22 protein-coding genes and 1 riboswitch are annotated in these 18,274 nt (G+C 42.3%); of the genes, 9 read left to right on the plus strand and 13 right to left on the minus strand.

Annotated features, from left to right (window positions below):
- The first annotated feature begins 63 nt into the window (after window positions 1-63).
- The 7 genes from ACTG7X_RS03580 to ACTG7X_RS03610 all read left to right on the plus strand — a co-directional run bounded on the left by ACTG7X_RS03580 (window position 64) and on the right by ACTG7X_RS03610 (window position 5,987).
- On the plus strand, window positions 64-411 hold the full coding sequence (locus ACTG7X_RS03580; protein WP_439257175.1) for an ArsC family reductase: 348 nt from the start codon (window positions 64-66) through the stop codon (window positions 409-411).
- Window positions 412-584: 173 nt separating this feature from the next.
- A complete protein-coding gene (locus ACTG7X_RS03585) occupies window positions 585-857 on the plus strand; it encodes a BrnT family toxin (protein ID WP_439239805.1) in 273 nt (90 codons plus the stop codon).
- Window positions 820-1,113, plus strand: a complete 294-nt coding sequence (locus tag ACTG7X_RS03590) for a BrnA antitoxin family protein (RefSeq protein ID WP_439239806.1) — start codon at window positions 820-822, stop codon at window positions 1,111-1,113. Before ACTG7X_RS03585 ends, ACTG7X_RS03590 begins: the two co-directional genes overlap by 38 nt.
- Before the next feature lie 49 nt (window positions 1,114-1,162).
- Complete coding sequence (gene dapE, locus ACTG7X_RS03595; RefSeq protein ID WP_439257176.1) at window positions 1,163-2,293, plus strand: succinyl-diaminopimelate desuccinylase; 1,131 nt, start codon at window positions 1,163-1,165, stop codon at window positions 2,291-2,293.
- Between the two features lie 272 nt (window positions 2,294-2,565).
- A complete protein-coding gene (locus ACTG7X_RS03600; protein WP_439257177.1) occupies window positions 2,566-3,246 on the plus strand; it encodes a M15 family metallopeptidase in 681 nt (226 codons plus the stop codon).
- Between the two features lie 48 nt (window positions 3,247-3,294).
- On the plus strand, window positions 3,295-4,461 hold the full coding sequence (locus ACTG7X_RS03605) for an EmrA/EmrK family multidrug efflux transporter periplasmic adaptor subunit (RefSeq protein WP_439257178.1): 1,167 nt from the start codon (window positions 3,295-3,297) through the stop codon (window positions 4,459-4,461).
- An 11-nt stretch (window positions 4,462-4,472) separates the two neighbouring features.
- Window positions 4,473-5,987: a DHA2 family efflux MFS transporter permease subunit gene (locus tag ACTG7X_RS03610; RefSeq protein WP_439257179.1), complete on the plus strand. Its 1,515-nt coding sequence runs from the start codon at window positions 4,473-4,475 to the stop codon at window positions 5,985-5,987.
- Window positions 5,988-6,041: 54 nt separating this feature from the next.
- Here ACTG7X_RS03610 and ACTG7X_RS03615 read toward each other — a convergent pair whose 3' ends face one another.
- The 10 genes from ACTG7X_RS03615 to ACTG7X_RS03660 form a co-directional block, all read right to left on the minus strand.
- Window positions 6,042-8,141, minus strand: coding sequence for an autotransporter outer membrane beta-barrel domain-containing protein (locus ACTG7X_RS03615; RefSeq protein ID WP_439257180.1), 2,100 nt, complete (start codon window positions 8,139-8,141; stop codon window positions 6,042-6,044).
- 225 nt (window positions 8,142-8,366) lie between these two features.
- Window positions 8,367-8,714 (minus strand): dihydroneopterin aldolase, encoded by a 348-nt coding sequence (gene folB, locus ACTG7X_RS03620; protein ID WP_439257181.1) that lies wholly within the window; start codon window positions 8,712-8,714, stop codon window positions 8,367-8,369.
- A 1-nt stretch (window position 8,715) separates the two neighbouring features.
- The gene (gene thiE, locus ACTG7X_RS03625) at window positions 8,716-9,384 is read right to left on the minus strand and encodes a thiamine phosphate synthase (RefSeq protein ID WP_439257182.1); all 669 of its coding nucleotides are present in this window, start codon (window positions 9,382-9,384) and stop codon (window positions 8,716-8,718) included.
- Window positions 9,374-10,183 carry a bifunctional hydroxymethylpyrimidine kinase/phosphomethylpyrimidine kinase gene (gene thiD / locus ACTG7X_RS03630; protein ID WP_439257183.1) on the minus strand — a complete coding sequence of 270 codons (810 nt, stop codon included), beginning with the start codon at window positions 10,181-10,183 and terminating at the stop codon, window positions 9,374-9,376. Before thiD ends, thiE begins: the two co-directional genes overlap by 11 nt.
- Complete coding sequence (gene thiM, locus ACTG7X_RS03635; RefSeq protein ID WP_439257184.1) at window positions 10,176-10,973, minus strand: hydroxyethylthiazole kinase; 798 nt, start codon at window positions 10,971-10,973, stop codon at window positions 10,176-10,178. The genes thiD and thiM overlap by 8 nt, the downstream gene beginning before the upstream one ends.
- 51 nt (window positions 10,974-11,024) lie before the next feature.
- A riboswitch (TPP riboswitch) is annotated at window positions 11,025-11,126 on the minus strand.
- A 41-nt stretch (window positions 11,127-11,167) separates the two neighbouring features.
- Entirely contained in the window at window positions 11,168-11,659 is a 492-nt protein-coding gene (gene folA, locus ACTG7X_RS03640; protein WP_439257185.1) for a type 3 dihydrofolate reductase, read from the minus strand.
- 4 nt (window positions 11,660-11,663) lie between these two features.
- Window positions 11,664-12,185 carry a DUF1523 family protein gene (locus tag ACTG7X_RS03645; RefSeq protein ID WP_439257186.1) on the minus strand — a complete coding sequence of 174 codons (522 nt, stop codon included), beginning with the start codon at window positions 12,183-12,185 and terminating at the stop codon, window positions 11,664-11,666.
- A 72-nt stretch (window positions 12,186-12,257) separates the two neighbouring features.
- Complete coding sequence (locus ACTG7X_RS03650) at window positions 12,258-13,127, minus strand: Rpn family recombination-promoting nuclease/putative transposase (RefSeq protein WP_439257187.1); 870 nt, start codon at window positions 13,125-13,127, stop codon at window positions 12,258-12,260.
- Window positions 13,128-13,328: 201 nt separating this feature from the next.
- A complete protein-coding gene (locus tag ACTG7X_RS03655; protein WP_439257188.1) occupies window positions 13,329-14,111 on the minus strand; it encodes a TatD family hydrolase in 783 nt (260 codons plus the stop codon).
- A gap of 8 nt (window positions 14,112-14,119) precedes the next feature.
- Window positions 14,120-15,097 carry a DNA polymerase III subunit delta' gene (locus ACTG7X_RS03660; RefSeq protein WP_439257189.1) on the minus strand — a complete coding sequence of 326 codons (978 nt, stop codon included), beginning with the start codon at window positions 15,095-15,097 and terminating at the stop codon, window positions 14,120-14,122.
- Between the two features lie 254 nt (window positions 15,098-15,351).
- On the opposite strand from ACTG7X_RS03660, the gene ACTG7X_RS03665 reads away from it, so the two are divergent.
- Both ACTG7X_RS03665 and ACTG7X_RS03670 read left to right on the plus strand, forming a co-directional pair.
- On the plus strand, window positions 15,352-15,687 hold the full coding sequence (locus ACTG7X_RS03665) for a type II toxin-antitoxin system RelE/ParE family toxin (protein ID WP_439257190.1): 336 nt from the start codon (window positions 15,352-15,354) through the stop codon (window positions 15,685-15,687).
- Window positions 15,684-16,028: an addiction module antidote protein gene (locus ACTG7X_RS03670; RefSeq protein WP_439257191.1), complete on the plus strand. Its 345-nt coding sequence runs from the start codon at window positions 15,684-15,686 to the stop codon at window positions 16,026-16,028. Before ACTG7X_RS03665 ends, ACTG7X_RS03670 begins: the two co-directional genes overlap by 4 nt.
- Here the strand turns inward: ACTG7X_RS03670 and tmk are convergent.
- Genes tmk through plsY form a run of 3 tightly spaced genes read right to left on the minus strand, consistent with a single transcriptional unit; the run spans window position 15,970 to window position 18,241 of the window.
- Complete coding sequence (gene tmk, locus ACTG7X_RS03675) at window positions 15,970-16,605, minus strand: dTMP kinase (protein ID WP_439257192.1); 636 nt, start codon at window positions 16,603-16,605, stop codon at window positions 15,970-15,972. The genes ACTG7X_RS03670 and tmk overlap by 59 nt on opposite strands.
- Before the next feature lies 1 nt (window position 16,606).
- Window positions 16,607-17,635, minus strand: a complete 1,029-nt coding sequence (mltG, locus tag ACTG7X_RS03680) for an endolytic transglycosylase MltG (protein WP_439257193.1) — start codon at window positions 17,633-17,635, stop codon at window positions 16,607-16,609.
- A 9-nt stretch (window positions 17,636-17,644) separates the two neighbouring features.
- A complete protein-coding gene (plsY, locus tag ACTG7X_RS03685) occupies window positions 17,645-18,241 on the minus strand; it encodes a glycerol-3-phosphate 1-O-acyltransferase PlsY (RefSeq protein WP_439257194.1) in 597 nt (198 codons plus the stop codon).
- Window positions 18,242-18,274: the final 33 nt, after the last annotated feature.

Genomic DNA, 18,274 nt, shown 5'->3' on the forward strand with positions numbered 1-18,274 from the left:
GATGGAGTGCGGTGAAAAAAGCGAAAATTTTTAACCGCACTTTTATTTTATAAAGGAAAAATGATGATAAAAGTTTACGGTATCAAAAACTGCGACACGGTAAAAAAAGCCTTAAAATGGCTGACCGATAATCATATTGAACATCAACTACACGACTATCGTGTGGACGGTTTAGCACCTGATTTTTTAGTTAAAGCAGAAAGCCAATTCGGTTGGCAAAATCTAGTCAATAAACGTAGCACCACGTGGCGAAATTTAGCTGAAGACGTGAAAAAAAATCTGGATAAAACCACCGCACTGCAGGTGCTCACTGAGCAACCTACACTGATTAAACGCCCGATTATTTTGCAAGATGGTGTGGCGTTAATTGGGTTTGATCAAACGGAATATCAACACGCGTTTAATCTGTAAAGATCACAGGGGATAATAGGTGGTTTTCCCCTGAATAAAATTCATTTTTGTGATCTGTATTCCAAAAATGACAAAGGAATATAGCTATTTAACATTCTCTTTTGTATTCTCTCACTTATTTGACATTCTTATTTTTTGTACATACAATTATTAAAGGATTCGTGAGCGTTTAGATGTTAATTAGCTATGATGAAAATAAACGAATTATCAATATTGCTAAACACGGTATTGATTTTATTGGCTGTGAAGTGATTTTTGATAATCCTATGTTAACCACTGAAGATAAAAGACTTTTTTATGGTGAACAACGCTTACAAAGCTATGGGATATTACATCATCAAGTTGTGTTTATGGTTTGGGTGGACAGAGAATTTCCCCATATTATTTCAATTAGAAAGGCGGATAAATATGAAACGAGAAAATTCATTGACATCATTTATGGATAAAAATGTACTGCTTGCCAACGCTCCTGATAAGGTAGTAAAAGATGACTCTGAGCAACAGTTTGATTGGGACAATGCGATGATGAGTTCAGATTTAAATGAGTTAAGAAAGAAAATAGGTCGCCCCTATTCGGTAAATCCTAAAAAACCTGTAACAATTCGCCTTGATGATAAGATATTAGAGTATTTTAAATCCACTGGAAAAGGCTGGCAAACTCGAATGAATAGTGCATTGCTTGAATGGATTGCAAGTCATTAATGCTACATCACTTGCCCATAACATTAGATGTTAACGTATTGAAAATAAAATGAAAAATAATATTCTCTCTCTCGCTCAAAATCTTATTCGCCGTCCCTCTATCAGTCCTGATGATCAAGATTGCCAACAGGTGATTGCTGACCGCCTTGAAAAATTAGGCTTTAGCATTGAATGGTTTCCCTTTAATGACACCTTAAATCTGTGGGCAAAACACGGCTCAACCGCTCCGATTGTTGCGTTTGCAGGGCATACCGATGTAGTACCGGCGGGGGATGAAAGCCAATGGACGTACCCACCTTTTTCTGCAGACATTGTGGGTGATATGCTGTATGGCCGTGGGGCAGCGGATATGAAAGGATCGCTGGCTGCAATGGTGGTGGTGGCAGAAGAATTTGTCAAAGCTAACCCAAATCATCAAGGCACCATTGCTTTGTTAATTACCTCTGATGAAGAGGCTGCCGCCAAAGACGGCACCGTTCGTGTGGTGGAAACCTTAATGGCTCGTGGTGAAAATATTGATTATTGCCTTGTGGGCGAGCCGTCTAGCTCAAAAACGCTCGGTGATATTGTGAAAAACGGCAGACGGGGATCGATCACGGGCAATCTCTATATTCAAGGCATTCAAGGACACGTTGCCTATCCTCATTTAGCCGAAAACCCTGTGCATAAAGCCGTTCCTTTTTTACAGGAACTCACCACTTACCAATGGGATAATGGTAATGAATTTTTTCCACCCACCAGTTTGCAAATCGCCAATATTCAAGCTGGCACAGGCAGTAATAATGTGATCCCTGGGGAGCTTTTTGTGCAATTCAATTTACGCTATTGCACCGAAGTCACCGATGACTTCATAAAAAATAAAGTGGCTGAAATGTTGCAAAAATACGGCTTAAAACACCGAATTGAGTGGAATCTGTCGGGAAAACCGTTTTTAACTAAACCGGATAAATTAGTCAACGCCGTGGTCAATGCCCTTGAAAAAATCGTGAAAATTTCACCGCAGTTAGACACAGGCGGCGGTACGTCCGATGCTCGTTTTATCGCCTTAATGGGCGGTGAAGTGGTGGAGCTTGGACCGCTTAATGCCACGATTCATAAAGTGGATGAATGTGTGAGTGTCAGTGATTTGGTGACATTAGGCGAAGTGTATCGGGAAATGTTGAGGAATTTACTTAACTAAAATAGTGAAAATAAATATAGTGGTTTAAAATCCAGTTGTGCTATAATTCACTCGCTAGCATGGGGCTAGAAACAGCAAACCCCACGCTGACGAGTGGGGCTTACAAAAAGGAACTGGATTATGCTAGTTAAAATACTAATCCTCGTTATCTTATTAGTTATAGCACTACCTGCTTACTAATGATTTAACGTAAAGTCCTAGCAGTAGCAGCAACTACTGCTAGGCAGTTCCTAAATAATAGCGTTATGTTTACTAAAAATCAAGACAAAAATATGAAATTAACTATCGATCAATTAACCGGTAAATCTCGCACGCATTTAGTGCCATTGCCTTGTCCACACTCGTCAAATCATTTTTTGCAACCGCAGGCGGTGAAAGCCTTTCAAGGGTTACAACAAAGTGCGGTGCAAAATGGCTTTAATTTACAGCCAGCCAGTAGTTTTCGGGATTTTCAACGCCAGCAGTTAATTTGGAATGGTAAATTTAACGGCGAGCGGAAAGTCCATGACGATCAAGGTAACCCACTTGATTTAAGCCCATTAGGTGACTGGCAAAAAGCACAAGCGATCTTGCGTTGGTCAGCTATGCCGGGGGCAAGTCGTCATCATTGGGGGACAGAAATTGATTTTTTTGATCCTGATTTATTGCCAGTAGGGCAGAATTTGCAACTTGAACCTTGGGAATATCAACAGGGTGGCTATTTCTTTGAGTTGAGCCAATTTCTGCAAGAAAAATTACCGCACTTTGATTTTAGTTTACCTTTTATGCAACCCGAACAATATCAAGAAGTCGGGCGTGAACCTTGGCATATTAGCTATTTGCCTTTGGCAGCAGTGGCACAACAGCAATTTACCCCAGAAATCTTATTAGCCGGTTGGGAAAAAGAGAATATTGCTGGAAAATTTGTGTTAATCAACAAGATAAATGAGATTTTTGACCGCTTTTTGCGTTAAAATAGGCAGTCGTCTTGTAAACGAATCTGTCAAATAAGGAAACATAATATGTCAGAAGAAAAAAACTTTCCTTCCAGCAAAAAAAGAAACCGTAAAAAAGCACTCTCTATTTTTATCGTTATTTTATTGTTAATTGCCTTAGCCACAGGGCTTTATTGGTTCTTTTTTGTCAAAGGCTATGAAACGACCGATGATGCTTATGTGAGTGGAAACCAAGTGATGATTTCATCACAAGTCAGCGGTAATGTTCAGCAAATCAATGTGGATAACATGGATTTTGTGCGAGCCGGTGAGCCGTTATTATCTTTAGATAACAGTGATTTACAGCTTGCTTTTGAACAAGCACAAAGTCATTTAGCCAGTGAGGTGCGTCAGATTTCACAATTAAATTATAGTATAAAACAACTTTCTGCCACGGTACAAAGTAAGACCGTTAGTCTTGAACAAGCACGTGGAAATTTACAACGCCGTGAACAGCTAAATAGAACCCAATCTATTGATAAAGAAAGTTATTTACATGCGAAAGAGGCGGTTGAATTAGCCAAAGTAGATTTACTCGCTACGCAAAATCAGTTGGCTGCAAATCAGGCCTTATTGCTTGATGTACCCTTAGAACAGCAACCTGCGGTATTGAGTGCCGTCAGCCAATTAAAACAGGCGTGGTTAAATTTACAACGTAGTCAAATCGTCAGTCCGATTGATGGCTATGTGGCACGCCGTTCGGTGCAAGTGGGGCAAAAAGTGGCGGTTGGATCGGCATTATTAGCGGTGATTCCAGTGGATCAAATGTGGATTGATGCGAACTTCAAAGAAACCCAGTTAAGACATATGCGACTTGGTCAACCGGTGAAAATCAAAGTAGATTTATACGGTGATAACGTTGAATTTAATGGCAAAATATCAGGGGTTGATATGGGAACAGGCAGTGCGTTTTCCTTGTTGCCCGCACAAAATGCCACAGGCAATTGGATTAAGGTGGTGCAACGTGTGCCAGTTCGCATTGCGTTAGATCCTGAACAGTTGCAAAAATATCCGCTCCGTATCGGTTTATCTTCTCAAGTGGAAGTGAATGTTCAGCAAACTGATGGTGAAGTATTACGAACCGCTCGTGATCAAAATCAACAGCAAACCCGCTATTCCACATCAAGTTTAGTTTATGATCAAACTGCGGTGGAAAATTTAGTGAATTCGATTATTTCACAAAATACCTATTAAGGCGGTTGGCGATGCAAAAACCAGTTCATGGGGCCGCACTTGCGATCATGACCATTGCTTTGGCATTGGCGACCTTTATGCAAGTGCTAGATTCCACTATTGCCAACGTGGCGATCCCCACCATTGCCGGTGATCTTGGGGCATCAAGCAGTCAAGGGACTTGGGTTATCACCTCCTTTGGGGTGGCGAATGCGATTGCCATTCCGATTACCGGCTGGCTAGCTAAACGCTTTGGCGAAGTGCGGTTATTTTTATGGGCGGTTTTTGGCTTTGTGGTAGCCTCTTGGTTGTGTGGTATCTCGCATAGTCTTGGCATGTTGATCCTATGTCGAATTCTGCAAGGCTTGGCGGCAGGCCCGATTGTTCCCCTTTCTCAAAGTTTATTGCTCAATAACTATCCCCCAGAAAAACGTGGCATGGCATTGGCGTTTTGGTCCATGACCGTGGTGGTGGCACCGATTTTTGGTCCGATTTTAGGTGGTTGGATTAGTGATAATTTACATTGGGGTTGGATTTTCTTTATTAACGTGCCAATCGGTTTAGCGGTGATGTTTATGACGTGGAAAACCCTTGGTGATCGTGAAACTCCAACTCAACATAGTCCCGTTGATCTGATTGGTTTAAGTCTATTAGTGCTTGGGGTAGGGTGCTTGCAACTTATGCTCGACCAAGGGCGTGAAGAAGATTGGTTTAACTCCACTGAAATTGTGGTGTTAACAATTATTTCTGTCATTGCCTTAATTGCCTTAATCATTTGGTCCTTAACTGATGATAACCCGATTATTGATATTTCCTTGTTCCAACGGCGAAATTTTGTGATTGGTTGCTTGTGTTCCAGTTTGGCGTTCTTGGTGTATCTCGGCTCTGTGGTGCTGATTCCATTGCTATTGCAACAAGTGTATGGCTATACCGCCACGTGGGCGGGATTAGCTGCAGCACCCGTGGGCTTGTTACCAATTTTCCTGTCGCCGATTATCGGGCGTTTCGGGCATAAAATAGATATGCGAATTTTAGTGACGTTCAGCTTTATTATGTATGCGGTAACATTCTACTGGCGAGCTGTCACCTTTGAAACCGCCACGACCTTTTGGGATTTCGCCTTACCACAATTTGTACAAGGTTTTGCAGTGGCTTGTTTCTTTATGCCACTCACCACCATTACATTATCCGGCTTGCCACCACAAAAAATGGCCTCTGCCTCGAGTTTGTTTAACTTTTTACGCACCTTGGCCGGCTCCGTCGGCACCTCATTAACCACCTTTTTATGGTATCGCCGAGAAGCCGTACACCATACTCGGTTAACGGAAATGATTACGCCTTATGACTATAATTCACAGCTATATTATCAAACCCTCGGTCAATCGGGTTTAAATGATACGCAAATTTCTAGCCTGTTGGCGCAAAACATTAGCGGACAAGGTTTTATTATTGGCGCCAATGAGATTTTTTGGTTATCGTCGATTTTGTTTTTGAGTTTGGTGATGGTGGTATGGTTTGCCAGACCACCCTTTGGCGGAAAGCATTAAATAACAAAAAAAGCACAACTTGCGTTGTGCTTTTGCTTATGACGTTAACTCAAACTAAAATTGGTAACGATATACCGCTTGGGCGGCGATATCTTTGTCTAAACGGCTACCGTGGGTAGTGCTGATTTCTGCACCAAGACGGTGGTTGCCTGATTTGAGGTTTAGACCGAGTGCTGTTTCCACGCGAGTGCGGGCAGAGGCAACATTGAACACAACATCATTGACATAAACTTCATCGTTGCTGTTTGTGCTGGTTAACCCATTCACTTCCACATAAGGTTGCAAGCTCGTGACTTGGCTGATCGCGATATCTTTGGCGACACGCACACCTGCACGGGCGGTGAAAGCTGAAATATCAGGCTGATCTTGATTGGATTGGGTTTTGCTCCAAATCAATTGTGCATTTGGTGTGACGGTCCAATCGTCAAATTTAAAGGCTTTGCCGAGTTCGGTTGACAAGGTATAACCGTTAACGTGGTGATCATCTAAGTAGTCAGATTTGACGTTGATACGTTCAAATTTCACAATGTTATCAGAATACCAACCGTTGTCGCTTTGGTAAGTGCCATATAAGCCGATATTGTTACTGCGCAAGCTGGCGGAACCGTATTGTCCGTTATAATCAATGCTAGAGTAGGCGGTACCGATAAATGCCCCTAAACGTACATCTTCGTTGACAGCAAAATCTGCCCCAAGTTGTACGCCACTGTAATCTTGGTCAAAGCCATTGGTACGGCTACGTTCGGACACGGCGGTGTTACTAAAGTTAAAGCGCGAATAATTGTATTTCACCCAAACATTATCGCTTTTGCCCGCTTTCAATTCGCCTAAACGGTGGTGAATATCTTGCAAACTTTGCTCTAAGTGAAGCAATTCTGCTTGGCGAATAGACACTAAGGCATTGCTGTAACCGCTGAGTTCCCATAAACTATTTGGATTTGAAACATAGCCCGTTCCTGTATCTGGTGTAGGATTTGGTGCTGGATTTGAAACATCACCTGTTCCTGTATCTGGTGTAGGTGCTGGATCCGTAATAGGAGCAGGTACAAGTTCACCGTTATTGGTTAAAACCCAGTTATAACCGTCAGTATGTAGACGATAACGATAAGCGCCAGAATCCACATAGTCGTTGCCCGCTAAGCTAAAGTTAGCCGCAGTACTATTGGCATTGCCTTCTACCACAGTGACTTTCCCTTCCTTAGCAGGGGCTTCCTCGCCTGTATTTTGAATCACTAACTTGTAATCGCCCGAGGCGGTATCTTTTAATACAATCACATCAGAAAATTCTTGTGCAAAATCAGTATTTAAAACAAAGGTACCGTTGCCACTGAGATCGCCATAAACAACAAGTTGTCCAAAGCCATTCCAATATGCGTCGTTTGGCTCATATTCTTCTTGTTTGAAACCAATGGTTGCATTGTCCATGGCGAGCGTTTTGAATACAGAGTAACGATAAGAACTTGGTTGATACCATTCACTGTCTGAAATCGTCAGATTGTAGTCACTGCCTTTGTTCTGGTTATCGTTGGTGATTAACCCATATAAAACACTACCATTGCTGATATTAATATCCACATTACCATTACCATAGTCTCCGCCCGATTGATAGATTACATTGGATTCAATGCCCCTATTACTCGTAATAGTACTGCCGTCGATATTAATCTTATCGTGATTAGTTGGTAAGTGAGTTGAACGGATATAGAGCCCCCCATTGATGGAGCTATCTTTAATGTTGAGGGTGGTGGTGTTACTAAATCCATCGTTTCTATTGGATTGGGAAGAGAAAAATTTAATTCCATTTGCTAAGGGAACATTGTGACTATCAAGAGTACTCCCCTGTACAGTAAGCGAAACATCTTCTCCGCCCCCAGAAAACACTACTACGGCATCTGGAGTGTTCCATGGTTGTTCGTATTCAGGTAACGTAATCGTAGAATTGTTAATCTCCCCGCTATGGCTATCATATTGTGATAAATTAACACCAATTGCCTCGTTCCGTGTTTCTCCATCCACAATAAAACTGTCTGCGGCATACGCGGTATGGACAACAAAAAATAAAGATAAAAAAACGGGACTTAATTTAAAGACGGCATTATTCTTGATTGATTGATTGATTGATTGATTGATTGATTGATTGATTGTGTCATACATAGGTTACCTTCGGTGATAAAAAATGAAAATATTTTGCCAATTGTATGCTTTATCAGCAGTTGACGCAATCTAATTCTATCTGGAACTGGTCAGATCAATTGGTGAGAACAGGTGATCTGCCCGCAACGGTTGGATTTATAACCGACGAAGAAAGGGCAGATGTTTAGGACTAAATGCAGCCAAATATTCAAACCGCAAGTTTTTACTTCGACAATCGAGAAAAGGCTAACGTTCCACAATCACCCCAACGGAACGCGCTTGAGCCACCGCTTTCGGTTTATGCAATTCAATACGCAGGGATTGAATACCATATTGTTGTTGCAATAAATCCGCCACTTTGTGTGCGACGGTTTCCACTAACTTAAACGGCTGACTTTCGACAAAATCAATGATTTTCTGCGAAATTTCCGCATAATCTAAGCAATATTGCAGATCTTCGGTTTCTACAGCTTGGCGAAAATCCCATGCCATTTCAATATTAAAAATCAGTTTTTGCTTAATGGTCTGTTCCCAATCATAGGCGCCAATACGGGCAAAGGCCGTTAGTTCATGAATAAATACTTTATCTGTCATCTTATTCCTTCAATTTTTCCACCGCAGTTTGGATATTTTCCGCTTGAGTAATGGCGGAGATCACGGCCACACCATCTGCGCCCGCTTGTTTTAATGTGTGAGCATTATACTGATTTATGCCACCAATCACCACAAAAGGCTTGCTTAAAGCGTAATCCTTTAATTTTTCTACAAATTCTACACCTAACACAGCGGAATGATCGGCTTTTGAGCCAGTAGGGAAAATCGGGCCCACACCAATATAATCAATCTCCCCTTGTTGTTGAGCTGCTAAAACCTGATCTAAGTTATTGGTGGATAAGCCAACGATCAGTTTGTGTTGCGTTTTTTCTAACACTTGCTGAATGGCCATATCCGATTGCCCGACGTGTACGCCATCTGCTCCTATTTCCATGGCTAATGCGACATTATCATTAACGATAAATGGCACTTGATATTGGCGACATAACGCTAAGCATTGTCTGGCGAGCTGTTTTTGTTGTTCTGGCAGATGTGTTAACGAATGTTTACCTTTATCCCGAAATTGAAAGCAAGTAATGCCCGCTTGCAAGGCTTGTTTTAATATCTCCAGTAGATTTTGAGCGGGATCACCCGACAAGTGTAGGCAATCTTGCGTACCCGCAATAAAATACACCGACAACATTTGTTGAATTTGTTGCTTATTGTTCATCTTGATACGCCCAATGGTTAGTCGGTCCGTGTCCATGACCGAGATTTAACGGGTGACTAATCGCCGCCGTGATATAGGCTTTGGCAGTGCGAATGGCTTGTTCAACGCTGTTGCCTTTGGCGAGTTCAGCGGTAATACAAGCGGAGAACGTACAACCGGTGCCGTGGGTTTGGGCGGTGGGGAAACGTTCGGCTTGTAGGTGGAATTGTTCGGTCGGGGTGAAAACCCAGTCCAAACAGACCGCACTTTGTGAATTGCCGCTGTGTCCGCCTTTAATCACCACGGTTTCCACGCCCCATTGTTGTAATAAGCGAGCCGCTTTTTCTGCACTGGCATTGTCCACAACTTTAATTCCTGTTAAGGCCTCTGCCTCAGGCAAATTCGGCGTAATCACTTTCGCTTTAGGCAAAATAGACTGTTTCAAGGCGGTAACCGCATTTTGTTGTAATAAAGAGGCACCGCCCTTGGCGATCATCACCGGATCTAACACAATTTGCGGAAAACGATATTGCTCCAAATTTTCTGCCACACATTGAATAATGTCCGCATTGCCAAGCATACCAATTTTTACCGCATGAATATCAAAATCTTCCGCTACGGCTTTGATTTGCGCAGAAATGGTGGCGAGGGGAATCGGGGCAATATCAAAGACACCCAAAGTATTTTGGGCGGTCACCGCCGTAATCGCCACTGTGCCAAACACCCCCCGCATTTGAAAGGTTTTTAAATCCGCTTGAATACCTGCTCCGCCACCGCTATCGGATCCTGCAATGGTTAAGGCTTGTGCTACGTTAGACATGGTTAATCCTCGCTAATTGGTTAATTTTTTCAGGGGTTAAATCGGCTAATTGGTTGATAAATTGTACGGCAAAATCGCCTAATTGATTGTGTAATCCTTGGGCGGCGAGTTCGCCAGCTACGGCATAGGCGGTGCAAGCCTCAACGCAAGCGTTAAATTCATCGTCTTTTTCCGCCACGCTGAGAAATGCCCCAACCACGGCACCGAGTAGGCAACCTGACCCCGTGACTTTAGGAAATAGCGGCGTGCCGTTGGCAATTTTTGCAACCCGTTTGCCGTCGCTGATATAGTCAATTTCACCGCTGATTGCGACACAACATTGGTATTTTTGAGCGGCGACTCGGGCAATGTCGGCAATATCGCCTTGCCCTTTGCCAGCGTCCACGCCTTTCGCTTGCCAAGCCACATCTGCCAAAAACGCCACTTCGCCCACGTTACCACGAATCGCAGAAATCTTAACCTGATCTAAAATTTTCCGCACCGTGGCACGACGATAGGCCGTTGCGCCTGCACCGACGGGATCTAACACCACAGGTACGCCGTGTTGATTGGCGGCTTGCCCCGCAATAATCATGGCGTTTACATCAAAATCATGAATGGTGCCAATATTGAGCAAAAGTGCGTTGGAAAATTGTTGAATTTCTGCCGCCTCCTCCGACATGGTCGACATAAAAGGGGAGGCACCGAGCGCCAGTAATCCATTGGCAGAAAAGTTGGTGACCACAATATTGGTCATACAATGTACCAGTGGATTATGTTCTCGAACAAGATTTAAATAGTTGAATTGCATAGGATTTCCTTTACCTATCCGTGAAAAGAAAAGATGCAGCATAATGGGGCGGATAAAATGAAGATAGTTCCCTACGCCAGTATTAGCTGTATCAGGTTTTACGGGTATTTTCTCAGCCGCTATGTCGTTATAGCAGCACCCCGACTATGAGTTTAGTTTAGAATGGTTTTGAGTTTAAAACAAGCAGAAATTGACTATTTTCTGGTTAACACCAAAAACCGAAGATCATAGGCATTCTGTTCATCTTTTTCCCGAAATTGTTCCACTTCAATATGCCACTCGTCCCAGTTAATCGCAGGGAAAAAGGTATCACCATCCAGTTCGGTTTGAATTTGCGTTAGATAAAGTTTGTCTGCTTGGGGAAAATATTGCTGAAATAATTGTCCGCCACCGATCAACATCAGCTCTTGGTCAGGGTTTAAATCTCGGGCAAATCGCACCGCACTTTCTAGGCTGTTTTGCCAAATAACGCCCTCCGCCTCAAATGGCTGACGTGAAAGCACGATATTGGTGCGTTTCGGCAAGGGACGGCCGATACTTTCAAAGGTTTTCCGCCCCATAATGATCGTTTTGCCTTGGGTATTTTGGCGAAACCACGCCAAATCCGCAGGCAAGTGCCACGGCATTTGGTTATCTTTGCCAATCACCCCATTTAGGGTGGTGGCGACAATAAAACTTAATCCCATAGACTTATTCGCTATCAAACCAACCACGGATAAATTGAATGGAGAAGAACAAAGTAATCAAGCCTAAGAAATAGAAAATATAGCTTAAAATCGGCATACTTGGACTCGTGTCTGTTGCTTCTTTCATGGAAACCATATTGCGGTATTCATCAAAAATCACTAAACGCCAGCCATAGTATTTCACTTCCACCATTTGTTTATTGCCTGCAAAGTTAGAGGCTTTGGCTTGTAAATCCGCTGATCCAAATTTGAAATAGAACGGAAAACCCCAACGGGTATCTTCATTGCGGTATACCATGGGTTTTTCTTCGCCCGCTTTTTGGGTATAAATATAATACACATCACGAGTTGGACCGTCTGCTGGATTGGCTTTGGTAATCGGGCCGTCTTTATCCACTCGTTTGACTTCTACACCTGTAATATAGGTCGTGTCGTAATGGGGGAAAATAAAATGGATACCCGAAAATAATACCACGTGGAATAAAATCACCACCAAAAAGAGAAAATATTTGATTGTTTTACGCATAATAAAAGTTCCTATTAAAAGTCCCCCTTTGGGAGAGGGGAAAGTTTTTACATATCTATGATTAAATTCTAATCAATGTCCCAATTTCTTGATTTCATCAACAGGCAAACCAACCGCTTTAGAAATAATCTCTAAATCCAAGCCTAGAGAAAGCATATTTTTAGCACTCTTCCGTAACCCGTTTAATTCGCCTTGTTGTATTCCTTGCAAAATCCCTTGCTCGGTGGCATATTCTAATGCAGAAAATTCATCCCATTTACGTTTTAAGCTCACGTCATACATTTCTTTTTCTCCCTTGCTTAAATTGGTGTATTCGGCGATTTTAAACAGTTTTTGAAAAACGGGCTTTTTTAAGAAAGCAGGCAATTTTTTTAAGTTTGCCATGTTTTTCAATACGTATAACCATTTGTCCAAATCGCTTTCCAACGCATATTCAGCTTTGTGAAAATTCAGTAATTCAATATAGATGAACCCAAGTTTATCATAAAAAATTTCGCCTGTCTTTTTGTTGAACAGGCAAATATCGTGCAAATATTCATCAGTATCGGAAAAATGAAAACCGTCCATCAGGGCGATCACATAAACTTCCGTAATCGCATAATTCCAACCACTGATTCCCCCTTGCGGGGCTTGGTCGCTGATCAGTTTGCTACCGTAGTAAATAGTGCGTTCTTTAAAATACGTTTGCTTGCTCCGTTGCACTTCAATAATAAATTGCGAATCATCATCCGTAGTGCAAGTGAGATCAAAGATAACGTTGCCTTGCTCTGCGGTGTCGCCTACGTGTTCATTTTTGTTGTAAACCAAATCTTTGATGATTTTCTTACCTTGAAATAATTCATTGAGGAAATCCATCAGGAGATCTTTGTTGACTTCAGTGCCAAAAATACGTTTAAAACCGTAGTCGGTGGTGAGATCGATATAGCGTGAGGGTTGTTTCATTGGTTGCTCCATGTGTTGAGTGAATGGGAGCATTATCAAGTGCGGTGGAAAATAGGCAAGATTTTCAATTCAATTCTGGAATCGAGATCACAAAAATAAAAATTTTTTGGTGCTTTTTTAGGGGGAATTTCATGAGTTTTAACCCTCTCCGCCCGAAAATCCTGACGGATTTTCTCCGTCCTCTCCCAAGGGGAGAGGCTGTTATTGTACCTGAATTTTAAACAAACGCTCAAAGTTTTTGGTGGTTTGTTCGGCAAATTGTTCTGGCGTTAACCCTTTTAAGGTGGCCACATAATCGCACACTTCACGAGTATAAGCGGGTTGATTTTGTTTACCACGATAAGGCACAGGCGCTAAATAAGGGCTGTCCGTCTCCACTAACAAGCGATCCAACGGCACATAGCGGATCACCTCCCGAATGTCCTCGGCATTTTTAAAGGTCACAATGCCAGAACAAGAAATATAAAATCCCAAATCTAACGCTTGTTTGGCAAAATCCATGGTTTCCGTAAAACAATGAATGACGCCACCGCACTTTTCCGCCTGATTGTCTTGCAACAGCCGAATGGTGTCATCACCAGCTGCTCGAGTATGAATAATCACCGGCTTATCTAATTGATTGGCCACTTGAATTTGGCTGGCGAAAATGGCCTGTTGCAAGGCTTTATTATCCGCACTGTAATAATAATCCAAGCCGATTTCGCCAATGGCCACCACTTTTTGATGTTGGGCCAACTGAATTAAACGCTCCACATCATAGGGTTCGTCCTCTAAATCCAAGGGATGGACGCCACAAGCAAAGGACACGTCATCACGGTGCGCCAAACTGTCCCGCTGTTTTTCAAAACGGCTTAATGTGACGCCAATGGTGAGCAAATGTTGTACGTCACGGGCTTTTGCCTTGTTAATCACATCATTCACATCTTGATGTATATTTTCATAATCCAGTGCGTCTAAATGGCAATGACTGTCTACAATAAACATATTTCCTCTTATTGTTCAAATACTTCTGTAATCAGTTTAGTTAAACCGTCTAATAAAATAATTTCTTGATTGACCGCATTAATTTGAATTAAATCCAACCGCATATTCTGTACAATTTGATTGGTTTGCAACAACCCCAACATGGTCTGTTTTTGGTTAAATTGTTGCACGCCTCGGGCTAAATCCTGACAAATCCAATTTTCTTGAACGCCTAATTTATCTTTTAAAGCATCTGTTAGAAATGCCAATAACCAATCAATTTGATGAAAAATCAATTCCTTTTCAAATAGCGGCAATAATTCCAATGGCGAACGACGCACATAAAATACCCAAAATTGGCGTAAAAATTCTCGCCGTTTTTCCATTAAGCCTTGTTGTAAGAACGTCAATGCCGACAACGGCCGTTGATAGCAAATACGAAGTGCGGTGGAAATTTCTTCTATTTTTTCATTCGTTTGCGTTTGTAACCATTGTTCCGCCAACGCCGTCTCTGGCACGTTGACTAACCACATTTGACAACGGCTGTAAATGGTCGCCATTAAAGGTGACGCCAAATCCGCTTGCAATAAAAAATAGCTATTGGGTCGAGGTTCTTCCAACGTTTTCAAAATGGCATTGGCTGCCGCCTCGGTCAACCGCTCCGCTCCCTGTACCCAGACAATTTTATTACCGCCTTGTTGAGCATGTTGATTAACAATCTCGTTAATTTCGCGCACCTGATCCACACTAATATCTTTGTTCTCTATAGGCGCTAGCAAATGCACATCAGGGTGATTCCCCGCTTGGCTTAACTGGCAAGCATGGCAATGTCCACAAGGCTTTTCCGATTCGGTACAAATCAAAAACTTCGCCACCGCATCAATTAATTGCTCCACACCCACGCCCATTTCTGCCTTAAACAGCAAAGCATGATGGCCCCGCCCTTGTGAAAACGTCTGGGTGATTTGTTGGTAAGTGGGGGTGAGCCAAGGGTAGAGTGTTGTCATTTTTTCTGTATTAATGCCCGTTACTATATGAAAAGAAACTATACCTGATCTGTTCGGAGATAGCAAAAAATATAAAAAAGTGTTTCTGCTCGCATTGACGTACGAGGTTAAGCAAATGACGCCACGCTGAGGCTTATATTAAGATATGTAGGCCCGTGACAATACATAGTTATGTGTGTTAGTGAAAAGTAATATAACACTTGATTATGTGTATTATTTAGGTATACACTACATTAAAATAGCTTGGATAGAAGATGAAAATGGACAATCAAGAAAAAGTAAATCAACTCAAAAAAACAGGTTTATTTTTAAAGTGGTTTAATGGATTAAAAGATCCCATTGGCAAATCAGCGATCATCAAACGTATTGAGCGAGCTGAAAAAGGGAATTTTGGCGATCACAAATCAGTGGGTGACGGTGTTTTTGAAATGCGTATTGCCGTGAAATCGGGTTATAGGTTGTATTACGGCAAAATGGGGGAGAAAATTTACTTGTTACTTTGTGGTGGCAATAAATCTAGCCAAGAAAAAGATATTACGTTAGCGAAAGATGTGTGGCATTTAGTTAAACAAAAGGAACAAAACCAATGAGTTTATCAGCAAGTGATTTAGAAATTAGTGATTTTGATGCGGCGGAATTATTAACTGATGAAGAAACCATTGCCGCTTATTTAACGGCTTCTTTTGCCAGTGGCGATCAGGCAGAATTGTTGCAAGCATTAAATACCGTAGCTAGAGCAAGGGGGATGACAGAATTATCCAGAAAAACAGGCATTCAGCGAGAAAGCCTGTATCGTACTTTGTCAGGTTCAAGCCAGCCTCGTTTTGAAACCATTGCTAAGATTTCATCGGCACTGGGCGTGTCTATTGAATTTACGCCGAAAGTGATGGCGCCACAAACTTCTGCACTGCCACTTTCACATCCGCAGTAACCTGTTCCAATGCTTGGCCCGCATTAATGGTGGTAGCATTTGGATCTTGAGCAACTAATTCCAAATACCGCTCCCGAGTGCGGTGGAAAAAATCTAAATTTTGTTGCTCAATGCGATCCAATTCGCCACGGCCTCTGGCTCGAGCTAAGCCCTGTTCTGGTTCAATATCTAAATAAAGGGTAAAATCAGGTTTAAAATCACCGAGGACACTATTTTTTAGGTTAAGCATAAAATCTTGATCTAACTGACGGCCGCCACCTTGATAGGCTTGGGAGGACATGTCATGGCGATCACCAATAACCCATTTGCCTTGTGCAAGGGCCGGTTTAATCACATTTTCGACCAACTGAATACGTGCGGCATAGAGCATTAATAATTCTGCTTTGTCAGTGACAGGTTCTTCGGTTTCGTGTTTAATTAGTTGGCGTAATTTCTCTGCTAAAGGCGTGCCACCGGGTTCTCGGGTGAACACTAAATCGGTGATCCCGTTAGCATGCAGTTGTTCCACAATGGCGTGACGTGCGGTGGTTTTGCCGGCACCCTCTAAGCCCTCGAGTACAATAAATTTTCCAGTCATATTATTTTTTATCCGTTTTTTTGTTTTGTTTATACCAACGCAAATAGGCTTGCACGGCTTGATTGTGTTCGGCTAAATTTCGGCTAAATTTATGTCCACCGGTGCCATCAGCCACAAAATAGAGAAAATCGGTTTTCTCGGGGTGAGATACGGCTTGCAATGCACTTTCGCTTGGATTGGCTATCGGTGTTGGGGGTAACCCATCAATCACATAAGTATTATAATCGGTCGGGGTTTCCAAATCTTTTTTACGAATATTGCCGTTGTAATTGTCGCCCATGCCATAAATAACCGTTGGATCCGTTTGTAATTTCATATTGGATTTTAGGCGGTTAATAAACACTGAGGCAATGCGGCCACGTTCGGCTTGTACGCCACTTTCTTTTTCCACGATAGAGGCCAAAATTAGCATTTCATAAGGGCTTTGTAACGGTAAATCTTCATCTCGTTCCGCCCAAAGTTGTGCCAACAATTTTTGTGTACGGTCAGTTGCTCGCTTTAATAGGGCTAAGTCGGTGGAGTCTGGCACATAATTATAGGTATCGGGATAGATCCAACCCTCTAAAGAATGTTGGCTATTTTCAGGTAATTCAAGCAGTTGTAATAATTCTTGCGCAGTTTTGGCTTGAATAGAGGAGGCCAAGTGCGGTGCATTTTGCAGCGATTTCTTTACATCTCGCCAAGTTTCACCGTCCGTAAAACGTAAACTAAATTGTGCCTCTTTCCCCTCGTTCAGAATTTTTAAAACATCCGCAAGGGTATTTACCCCATTGAGTGAATAGGTGCCTGCTTTCACATTATTGAATTGTGGCTGTAATTTTAATGCCCAAGGCAACCATTTTGCGTCCGCCACTAAGTGTTCTTGCTCAAAAAGATCCGCCAGTTTTTTGCCTGTGGTGCCACGTTTCACGGTTAATAATTGATCGGGTTGCACAGTGACAGCTTGGTTCACAACTTGCTGCATTTGGCGATAGCCCCAACCGCTGATAGCCAATAGCAAGATGACGAGAAGAAGTAAAAATTTTTTCATTATTTTTGATTATTTCTTGAATTTAGACCAAATTTTGCTTTCTTGCCCACGCCATAAACGTTGAATATTATCATGATGGCGATAAATTAATAAGCAACACACCAAGGCGACAGGGAAAGTATATTCAGGTTTGAAATACCATACATATAACGGTGTTAATAACGCCGCAATCACTGCACTGAGAGAAGAATAACCGCTCACTAAAAAGACCAACAACCAAGTGCCGATCATGGAACCAGCGACGCCCCAAGCAATCGGGGCAATGGAACCAAAGGCCGTCGCCACGCCTTTGCCACCTTTAAATTTAAAGAATATCGGGAAAATATGGCCTAAACAAGCGCCTAACGCCACCATACCTAATTCAAAATGGGTTAAGCCTAAATAATAACCCGCCCACACGGGTAACATGCCTTTTAACATATCGAAAATCAGCACCGCCAAGGCTGCCCATCGGCCACCTAAACGCAATACGTTGGTCGCACCCGGATTATGCGATCCCACCGTGCGGGGATCGGGTAAACCTGCCAGCCGGCAAATTAAAATTGCACTGGAAATGGAACCGAGTAAATAGGCAAACAGCATATAGCAAAGGGCAAATAGGCTCATAGGGCGATCTCTTGAAATAAATAATGCCTATTC

Source organism: Lonepinella sp. BR2271 (genome assembly GCF_051851515.1).
Lineage (GTDB): Bacteria > Pseudomonadota > Gammaproteobacteria > Enterobacterales > Pasteurellaceae > Lonepinella.

What these genes read in the sequence shown, in the direction of transcription:
- ACTG7X_RS03580 (WP_439257175.1), top strand. Translation starts at nt 64, where the DNA reads ATGATAAAAGTTTACGGTATCAAAAACTGCGACACGGTAAAAAAAGCC.
- ACTG7X_RS03585 (WP_439239805.1), top strand. Translation starts at nt 585, where the DNA reads ATGTTAATTAGCTATGATGAAAATAAACGAATTATCAATATTGCTAAA.
- ACTG7X_RS03590 (WP_439239806.1), top strand. Translation starts at nt 820, where the DNA reads ATGAAACGAGAAAATTCATTGACATCATTTATGGATAAAAATGTACTG.
- dapE (WP_439257176.1), top strand. Translation starts at nt 1,163, where the DNA reads ATGAAAAATAATATTCTCTCTCTCGCTCAAAATCTTATTCGCCGTCCC.
- ACTG7X_RS03600 (WP_439257177.1), top strand. Translation starts at nt 2,566, where the DNA reads ATGAAATTAACTATCGATCAATTAACCGGTAAATCTCGCACGCATTTA.
- ACTG7X_RS03605 (WP_439257178.1), top strand. Translation starts at nt 3,295, where the DNA reads ATGTCAGAAGAAAAAAACTTTCCTTCCAGCAAAAAAAGAAACCGTAAA.
- ACTG7X_RS03610 (WP_439257179.1), top strand. Translation starts at nt 4,473, where the DNA reads ATGCAAAAACCAGTTCATGGGGCCGCACTTGCGATCATGACCATTGCT.
- ACTG7X_RS03615 (WP_439257180.1), bottom strand. Translation starts at nt 8,141, where the DNA reads ATGTATGACACAATCAATCAATCAATCAATCAATCAATCAATCAATCA.
- folB (WP_439257181.1), bottom strand. Translation starts at nt 8,714, where the DNA reads ATGACAGATAAAGTATTTATTCATGAACTAACGGCCTTTGCCCGTATT.
- thiE (WP_439257182.1), bottom strand. Translation starts at nt 9,384, where the DNA reads ATGAACAATAAGCAACAAATTCAACAAATGTTGTCGGTGTATTTTATT.
- thiD (WP_439257183.1), bottom strand. Translation starts at nt 10,183, where the DNA reads ATGTCTAACGTAGCACAAGCCTTAACCATTGCAGGATCCGATAGCGGT.
- thiM (WP_439257184.1), bottom strand. Translation starts at nt 10,973, where the DNA reads ATGCAATTCAACTATTTAAATCTTGTTCGAGAACATAATCCACTGGTA.
- folA (WP_439257185.1), bottom strand. Translation starts at nt 11,659, where the DNA reads ATGGGATTAAGTTTTATTGTCGCCACCACCCTAAATGGGGTGATTGGC.
- ACTG7X_RS03645 (WP_439257186.1), bottom strand. Translation starts at nt 12,185, where the DNA reads ATGCGTAAAACAATCAAATATTTTCTCTTTTTGGTGGTGATTTTATTC.
- ACTG7X_RS03650 (WP_439257187.1), bottom strand. Translation starts at nt 13,127, where the DNA reads ATGAAACAACCCTCACGCTATATCGATCTCACCACCGACTACGGTTTT.
- ACTG7X_RS03655 (WP_439257188.1), bottom strand. Translation starts at nt 14,111, where the DNA reads ATGTTTATTGTAGACAGTCATTGCCATTTAGACGCACTGGATTATGAA.
- ACTG7X_RS03660 (WP_439257189.1), bottom strand. Translation starts at nt 15,097, where the DNA reads ATGACAACACTCTACCCTTGGCTCACCCCCACTTACCAACAAATCACC.
- ACTG7X_RS03665 (WP_439257190.1), top strand. Translation starts at nt 15,352, where the DNA reads ATGAAAATGGACAATCAAGAAAAAGTAAATCAACTCAAAAAAACAGGT.
- ACTG7X_RS03670 (WP_439257191.1), top strand. Translation starts at nt 15,684, where the DNA reads ATGAGTTTATCAGCAAGTGATTTAGAAATTAGTGATTTTGATGCGGCG.
- tmk (WP_439257192.1), bottom strand. Translation starts at nt 16,605, where the DNA reads ATGACTGGAAAATTTATTGTACTCGAGGGCTTAGAGGGTGCCGGCAAA.
- mltG (WP_439257193.1), bottom strand. Translation starts at nt 17,635, where the DNA reads ATGAAAAAATTTTTACTTCTTCTCGTCATCTTGCTATTGGCTATCAGC.
- plsY (WP_439257194.1), bottom strand. Translation starts at nt 18,241, where the DNA reads ATGAGCCTATTTGCCCTTTGCTATATGCTGTTTGCCTATTTACTCGGT.